Genomic DNA, 7,662 nt, shown 5'->3' on the forward strand with positions numbered 1-7,662 from the left:
CCAGATCTCCGCGGGCACTGACGTCTCACATCGGGCCTCGACGCAGTACCGGAAGAGATACCGCCGGTAGGCCGGCGCCACGCCGGTACGGGGGTGATGCCCTCTCGTGTCCTCGGCCGCCGGACGGGCGGGGAGGCCGCCGCGCCTACGCTGTTGCCGAGCCCGCCGCCGCGTCCGCCGCCTGCGCCCTCAGCGCCCGCTCGATGCCCGAGCGGGACTCCGAGACCAGGCGGCGCAGGGCCGCGCCCGGGTCCGCCGACGCCAGCCACGCGTCCGTCGCGTCCAGCGTTTCCCGGGAGACCTGCACCGCCGGGTACAGGCCGACCGCGATCTGCTGCGCCATCTCGTGGCTGCGCGACTCCCAGATGCCCTTGACCGCCGCGAAGTACTTCTCCGTGTACGGCGCGAGCAGCTCACGCTGGTCGGTCTGGACGAAGCCGCCGATCACGGCCTCCTGCATGGAGTTCGGGAGCTTGTCGGACTCGATGACCGAGGCCCACGCCTCCGCCTTCGCCTCGGCCGTCGGCCGCGCGGCCCGCGCCGACGCGGCGTGCAGTTCGCCCGCCGACGTCCTGTCGCGCTCCAGCTCCGCCGCGATCACCTTCTCGTCCGCGCGGCCCGTGGCCGCCAGCCGCCCGACGAACGCCCAGCGCATCTCGGTGTCGACGGCCAGCCCCTCCAGCGTCTGCGTGCCGTCCAGCAGGCCCTGGAGGACGTCGAGCTGCTCGTCGGTACGGGCCGTCGCGGCGAACGCCCGCGCCCACGCCACCTGGTGGTCGCTGCCCGGCTCGGCCGCGCGCAGGTGCTCCAGCGTCGCCGCCGTCCACCGCGCCAGACCCGTCTCGCGCCACTCGGGCGCCGCGTACAGCTCCAGCGCCAGCTTCGCCTGGCGGTGCAGGGACTGCACCACGCCGATGTCCGACTCCTTGCCGATGCCCGACAGGACCAGCGCGAGGTAGTCGCGGGTGGCGAGCTCGCCGTCGCGCGTCATGTCCCACGCGGCCGACCAGCACAGCGCGCGCGGCAGCGACTCGGTGAAGTCGCCGATGTGCGCGGTGACCATGGCCAGCGAGTCCTCGTCCAGGCGCACCTTGGCGTACGACAGGTCGTCGTCGTTGAGGAGGATCACGGCCGGGCGGGGCGTTCCCGCCGGGAGGGGGACCTCGGTCAGCTCGGCGGCGTCGACGTCCATCTCGATCCGGTTCGTACGGACCAGCCGGCCCGCGCCGTCCAGGTCGTAGCAGCCCACCGCGATGCGGTGCGGACGGAGAGTGGAGGCGCCCTTCGCGCCCGCCGGGAGCGCCGGGGCCTCCTGCCGGACGGCGAAGGACGTGATGGTGCCGTCCGCGGCCGTCTCGATCTCCGGGCGGAGGATGTTGATGCCGGCCGTCTCCAGCCACGCCTTCGACCAGGTCTTCAGGTCGCGGCCGGACGTCTTCTCCAGCGCGCCGAGCAGGTCGGGCAGGCGCGTGTTCCCGAAGGCGTGCGCCTTGAAGTACGCCTGCACGCCCTTGAAGAACTCGTCCTGGCCGACGTACGCGACGAGCTGCTTGAGCACCGACGCGCCCTTGGCGTACGTGATGCCGTCGAAGTTGACCAGCACGTCGTCCAGGTCACGGATCTCGGCCATGATCGGGTGCGTCGAGGGGAGCTGGTCCTGGCGGTACGCCCAGGTCTTCTCCGAGTTGGCGAACGTCGTCCACGCGTGCGGCCACTTGGAGCCCGCCGCGTGCGCCTGGCAGGCGACCGACGTGTACGTGGCGAACGACTCGTTCAGCCACAGGTCGTTCCACCACTCCATGGTGACCAGGTCGCCGAACCACATGTGCGCCAGCTCGTGCAGGATGGTCTCGGCGCGCCGCTCGTACGCCGCGTCCGTCGTCCGCGAGCGGAAGATGTACTGGTCGCGGATGGTCACCGCGCCCGCGTTCTCCATCGCGCCCGCGTTGAACTCCGGCACGAAGAGCTGGTCGTACTTCGCGAAGGGGTACGCGTAGTCGAACTTCTCCTGGAACCAGTCGAAGCCCTGCCGCGTGACGTCGAAGATCTCGTCCGCGTCCAGGAACTCGGCCAGGGAGGGACGGCAGTAGATGCCCAGCGGGACGCTCTGGCCGTTCGCGTTCTCGTACGAGCTGTGGACGGAGTGGTACGGGCCGGCGATCAGCGCGGTGATGTACGTCGAGATGCGCGGCGTCGGCTCGAAGACCCAGATGTCGTCCTCCGGCGCCTCGGGCGTCGGGGAGTTCGAGATCACCGTCCAGCCGGACGGCGCCTTCACGGTGAACTGGAAGGTCGCCTTCAGGTCGGGCTGCTCGAACGACGCGAAGACGCGCCGCGCGTCCGGCACCTCGAACTGGGTGTAGAGGTACGCCTGCTGGTCCACCGGGTCGACGAAACGGTGCAAACCCTCGCCCGTGTTCGTGTACGCGCAGTCGGCGACGACCTTCAGCTCGTTCGGGCCGGCCTCCAGGTGCTTGAGGGTGATGCGGGAGTCCCGGAAGACGGCGGCGACGTCCAGCGACTTCCCGTTCAGCACGACCTGGTGCACGGCGGGCGCCACCAGGTCGATGAACGTCTGCGCGCCGGCCTCGGCGGACTCGAAACGCACGGTGGTCACGGAACGGTAGATGCCGCCCTCCTGCGCGCCGCTCAGATCGAGTTCGATCTCGTACGCGTCGACGGTGAGCAGGCTCGCCCGCTGCTGGGCCTCTTCGCGGGTCAGATTCGTGCCAGGCACCCGGTCATCTCCTCGGTATGTGTCGTTTTCCGTCATCCTTCCACGCCGCTTCCGTCATGACCGCAGAGTCAGCTCGCAGCTGACAGAGCACGATGTCCGAAGTCCGCCGGTACGGCGCAGCTACCGTGGCGAAGCTGGACACATGACGTTCCATACCGCCCGCCCCATCGAGCCCGCCGCCCTCAAGCAGCTGCGGGACACCGACGACGCCGGCCGCGCCTGCGCCCCGTACACCGACGGGGAGGGAGGCGCCCCGCTGCGCTGCTGCCTGCGGCTCAGCGAGCCCGGCGAACACATCGCGCTCGTCTCGTACGCGCCGCTGCGCCGCTGGGCGGCCGGAGCCTGGGCCAGGCCCGGGGCGTACGACGAACAGGGCCCCGTCTTCATCCACGCGCAGGAGTGCGAGGGGCCGGCCCGGACCGGGGGCTACCCCTTCGCCCGCCCCGGCGCCCTGCGCACCGTGCGCCGCTACAACGCCGACGGGCACATCGTCGGCGGCCGGCTCCTGGAGCTCCCGGACGACACGACGGCGGGCTTCGACGCCGCGTTCGCCGAGGCCTTCGCCGACCCGGAGGTGGCGCTCGTGCACATCAGGGCGGTGGAGTACGGCTGCTTCCACTTCGAGGTGCGCCGAGCGTGACCCGTCCCCACCCGGCCGTACGCGGCAGCGGCCCCAGCCGGGTGGCAAGCCTGGTCGTACCTGAGTAGCATCGGTGGTATGAAGATCAGTGTGAGCCTGCCGCAGGAGGACGTGACCTTCGTCGACGCGTACGCGGCCGAGACGGAGGCGGAGTCCCGCTCCGCGGTGATACATGCCGCGATCGAGCTGCTGCGCACCTCCCGGCTGGAGTCGGACTACGCGGCCGCGTTCGAGGAGTGGGACGCGAGCGAGGACGCGGCGTTCTGGGACCGGACCGCCGGGGACGGGCTGGCCGATGCGCAGAGGTGAGATCTACCTGATCGACTACGACCCGGTGCGCGGCAGCGAGGTGAACAAGGCCCGCCCCTCGGTGGTCGTGTCGAACGACGCGGCCAATCAGACCGTCCGGCGCATGGGCAAAGGCGTGATCACCGTTGTCCCGGTGACGTCGAACACGTCGCGGGTCTTCCCGTTCCAAGTTCTCCTGCCGGCCGGGGAATGCCACCTCGCGAAGGATTCCAAGGCCCAGTGCGAGCAGGTCCGCGCGGTCGCGGTGGAGCGGGTGCTGCACCGCATCGGCACGGTTCCCCCTCAGCGCATGGCCGAACTCGACACAGCCCTGCGGCGGCACCTGGCTCTCTGAGGAACACCCGCGTCGGCGCCGGCACAGCGGCATCGCCCCGCGCCGGGCGGACGTACGACGGCGGGGCGGGACTCCCGTACCGGAGAGTCCCGCCCCGCCGTCGTGACGGAAGAGGATCAGCCCTTGAGCTCGGCCGCGACCAGCTCGGCGATCTGCACGGCGTTGAGCGCCGCGCCCTTGCGGAGGTTGTCGCCGGAGAGGAAGAGCGCCAGGCCGTTCTCGGCGGTCTCGTCGCGGCGGATGCGGCCGACGTACGAGACGTCCTGGCCGGCGGCCTGGAGCGGGGTCGGGATCTCGGACAGGGCGACGCCCGGGGCCCCGGCGAGCAGCTCGGTCGCGCGCTCGACGCTCAGCGGGCGCTCGAAGCGGACGTTGACCTGGAGCGAGTGGCCGGAGAAGACCGGGACGCGCACGCAGGTGCCGGAGACCTTGAGCTCCGGGATCTCCAGGATCTTGCGGGACTCGTTGCGGAGCTTCTGCTCCTCGTCGGTCTCGAAGGAGCCGTCGTCGACGATCGAGCCGGCCAGCGGCAGCACGTTGTAGGCGATGGGGCGCTTGTAGACACCGGGCTCGGGGAAGTCCACGGCGTCGCCGCTGTGGGTCAGCTCGGCGGCGTGGTCCACGACCTTCTTGATCTGGCCGTCGAGCTCGGCGACACCGGCCAGGCCCGAGCCGGACACGGCCTGGTAGGTGGTGGCGACCATCGCGGTCAGGCCGGCCTCGGCGTGCAGCGGCTTGAGGACGGGCATCGCGGCCATCGTGGTGCAGTTCGGGTTCGCGATGATGCCCTTGGGGCGGTTCGCCACCGCGTGCGGGTTGACCTCGGAGACGACCAGCGGCACCTCGGGGTCGCGGCGCCAGGCGGAGGAGTTGTCGATCACGACGGCGCCCTGCGAGGCGACCTTCTCGGCCAGCGCCTTGGAGGTCGCGCCGCCGGCGGAGAAGAGCACGATGTCCAGGCCGGAGTAGTCGGCCGTCGACGCGTCCTCGACGGTGATGTCCCTGCCCTGCCACTCGATCGTGGAGCCCGCGGAACGGGCGGAGGCGAAGAGGCGCAGCTCGTCGGCCGGGAATGCGCGCTCGGCCAGAATCCTGCGCATGACTGTGCCGACCTGACCGGTGGCTCCGACGATTCCGACCCTCACGGGGACTCCTTCGTACGTACGAACGTGGCGCTGGGCGCTTGACCTGGTGCTGTCCATAATGCGTATGTCCTGGGCCGCCTTGTCCAATCCATTGTCCGGCCCCTGGACCGGGTGACCGTTCTCACGGCCTTCGTGCCCCCGTCACACGGCCGTCACCGGATCTCCAGGCTCCACGCGCCACCGGTCCTGATCTGCAGAAAACCGGTGGGGAACGTGTGCAGCCCGGGGGCGGTGGTGATCCGCCGCACCGGCTCCAGACGCTCGTCGAGCGCCCAGACGACGGGCAGGTCCAGGGCGCCCCTGGGCTCGTGTGTGAGCATCATCCCGGTTTCGGGTCCGGTGTGGCGTACGACGGTGTACCCCTGCCCGGAGACCCGGCCCCCGGCCGCCCGGTCGAGGACCGGGGCGGTCGCGGCCGTCGTCGGGTCGAGCTGCCAGCCGGTCGCCCCGGACGCGGTGACCAGGACGTAGCAGTGGCCCGCCTCCGTCACCCACAGCGGGCCGGTGACCGGCCGGCGCCGGCCCTGGGTGTCGGCGGAGATCACCGTCTTGCCGTGGGTCTGGACGGTACGGGTGGAGAGCGGGTCGTCGTCGGACGTGGTGCGGCGCAGGCCCAGCAGCGCGGGCGGGCCGTCGTAGCGGAAGACCGCGCTGCCGACGCCCTGCACCGGGCCGGTGAGCGCCGGGGCCTGGCCGGCGGGCAGCAGCCGCAGGGACCAGTCGACGGCGTGGTCGACGCGCAGCCGCACCTCGGGCTCGCCCTTGCGGAACAGGAGGGTGCGGCCCTGCTCGCCGTTGTCGGCGCCGCTTAGGAAGCGGTCCTCGTCGTCGTACTCGTCGAGCATCGTGACGGTGTGGCCGAAGAGCGCGCCGTCGCTGCGGATCGCGTACTCCAGGACGGCCGGGCGGCCCGGGTCCGGGTTGACGAGGGTGAGCGTGGTCCCGCCGCGGCCCTGGTGGACGCCGGTGGCCCGGGCGACGGCCGGATCGAAGACGGGCAGCGGGCGGGGGGTGAGCGACCAGGGGCCGTCCGCCTCGACGGTGATCACCAGGGGGCCGGTCGTGAGGGGCACGGTCTGCCGCAGCGGGCCGGTCTCGTTGACGAGGAGGTCGCTGCGGTCCTTGAACCGGTCGGCGCTGTCACTGCTGCACACGCCGAAGTAGCCGCCCTCGTCCTCGTCGCCCGCGAACTCCACGTCGAGGTCGGCCACCGGGCCGCTGTAGACGAGGACCTCGGGTCCGAAGCCGCGGATCCCCTCCGTCATGTCGCGTGCGACCGAGAGCGGCTGGACCATCAGGGTCCAGTCGTTGTCCGCGTCGATCCTCAGCCGCAGCGGGCGGTCGGCGCGGTTCTGGACGAGCGCCCGGCCGCGGAAGGTGGTGAGGGTGGTGTTGAACAGCAGCTCGTCGTCCTTGTTGCGGTGGTCGAGCGTCTCGACGCAGAAGTAGCCGTCCTCCTCGTGCCACGCCTCGACGATCACCGGGCCGGGCGGGACGGGGGCGTCGACGGTGACGACGTCGTTGCCGTGGCCCCGGCGTACGAAGGAGGGGAACTGGGGGCCGAAGGAGTGGGGGACGCGATCCTGTGCGGGCGAGGCGGGAGCGTGGGAGGCCGGAGCATGCGCGGCGGGGGTGTGCGCGGCAGGGGTGTGCGCGGCGGCCGGCGCTGGCGCGGGCGCCGCGTCCTGGGGCGCCGCGCCGCCCCCCTCGACCGCGATACCGAAGTCGGTCGCGAGCCCGGCGAGCCCGGACGCGTACCCCTGCCCGACCGCGCGGAACTTCCAGCCGCCGCCGCGCCGGTAGAACTCCCCGATCACGAAGGCCGTCTCGGTCGTCGCGTCGTTCACCGCGTAGAGCGCGACCGGCGCCCCGCCGCCGGTGAGGACCTGGACGTACAGCCCCGGTACGGAGCCGAAGACCCCGCCGTCGCAGGAGCCGGCTATCACCACCCGCTGCACCTCGGGTCCCAGGCGCGGCAGATCGGCCTCCAGCCACTCGGCGAGCTGCCCGTTGCCCTCGTTGGTGCCCAAGTGCCGCACGGTGCCCGACGGGTGGTGCGGCTGGTTGTAGAAGACCAGGTCGGCGTCGCCGCGTACCTTGCCGTTCGCGTCCAGCAGGAGGGCCGACGCGTCCACGGCCGGGGCTCCGGCGACGTTCTGACGGCAGACGGCCACGCGGAGAAGTTCGCTGGGCACAGGGATGTTGGCGCCCTTGGTGATGTGCGTCATGGGGTCATCGTGGCAGTGGAGATGGTGCGTAGTCGATGTGAAGCCGGTGTGCAGTTCGCGTTCTTGCGGACCGAAGTCACCGGGGCGGTGCCCGAGGGAAGCACACGCGGCGCCAGACCTGCCTGCTCCAGGCGGGCCTTGATCGCCGCGGTGGTGCGGAACTCCTGATTGCCGAGCTCGGGGCGACCATGTGCTGGGCCAGTCCGAGACCGGGCGACATGTCCTCGAAGTCCTGCCCGTCGCCCCAGTCGCCCTCGACCTCGCTCATC

The 7,662-nt window shown here is 71.6% G+C and carries 6 protein-coding genes and 2 pseudogenes; 3 read left to right on the forward strand and 5 right to left on the reverse strand.

What is annotated here, in order from left to right:
- Both ACWD0Y_RS35470 and pepN read right to left on the reverse strand, forming a co-directional pair.
- Positions 1–93 (reverse strand): annotated as a pseudogene (locus ACWD0Y_RS35470) (YxiG-like protein); the annotation flags it as partial.
- A 52-nt stretch (positions 94–145) separates the two neighbouring features.
- Positions 146–2,737, reverse strand: a complete 2,592-nt coding sequence (gene pepN / locus ACWD0Y_RS35475; RefSeq protein WP_450264382.1) for an aminopeptidase N — start codon at positions 2,735–2,737, stop codon at positions 146–148.
- Positions 2,738–2,879: 142 nt separating this feature from the next.
- On the opposite strand from pepN, the gene ACWD0Y_RS35480 reads away from it, so the two are divergent.
- The 3 genes from ACWD0Y_RS35480 (at position 2,880) to ACWD0Y_RS35490 (ending at position 4,020) form a co-directional block, all read left to right on the forward strand.
- A complete protein-coding gene (locus tag ACWD0Y_RS35480) occupies positions 2,880–3,377 on the forward strand; it encodes a DUF1203 domain-containing protein (protein ID WP_450264383.1) in 498 nt (165 codons plus the stop codon).
- A gap of 78 nt (positions 3,378–3,455) precedes the next feature.
- Positions 3,456–3,686 (forward strand): ribbon-helix-helix domain-containing protein, encoded by a 231-nt coding sequence (locus ACWD0Y_RS35485; protein WP_450264384.1) that lies wholly within the window; start codon positions 3,456–3,458, stop codon positions 3,684–3,686.
- Entirely contained in the window at positions 3,673–4,020 is a 348-nt protein-coding gene (locus ACWD0Y_RS35490) for a type II toxin-antitoxin system PemK/MazF family toxin (RefSeq protein ID WP_450264385.1), read from the forward strand. The genes ACWD0Y_RS35485 and ACWD0Y_RS35490 overlap by 14 nt, the downstream gene beginning before the upstream one ends.
- Positions 4,021–4,136: 116 nt before the next feature.
- Here ACWD0Y_RS35490 and ACWD0Y_RS35495 read toward each other — a convergent pair whose 3' ends face one another.
- The 3 genes and pseudogenes from ACWD0Y_RS35495 to ACWD0Y_RS35505 form a co-directional block, all read right to left on the reverse strand.
- Positions 4,137–5,165: an aspartate-semialdehyde dehydrogenase gene (locus ACWD0Y_RS35495; protein ID WP_450264386.1), complete on the reverse strand. Its 1,029-nt coding sequence runs from the start codon at positions 5,163–5,165 to the stop codon at positions 4,137–4,139.
- A gap of 152 nt (positions 5,166–5,317) precedes the next feature.
- Positions 5,318–7,393 carry a TerD family protein gene (locus ACWD0Y_RS35500; RefSeq protein ID WP_450264387.1) on the reverse strand — a complete coding sequence of 692 codons (2,076 nt, stop codon included), beginning with the start codon at positions 7,391–7,393 and terminating at the stop codon, positions 5,318–5,320.
- 68 nt (positions 7,394–7,461) lie between these two features.
- Positions 7,462–7,584: pseudogene (locus ACWD0Y_RS35505) on the reverse strand (amidohydrolase); the annotation flags it as partial.
- Positions 7,585–7,662 lie beyond the last annotated feature (78 nt).

The sequence above is a fragment of the Streptomyces altiplanensis genome (assembly GCF_053591575.1).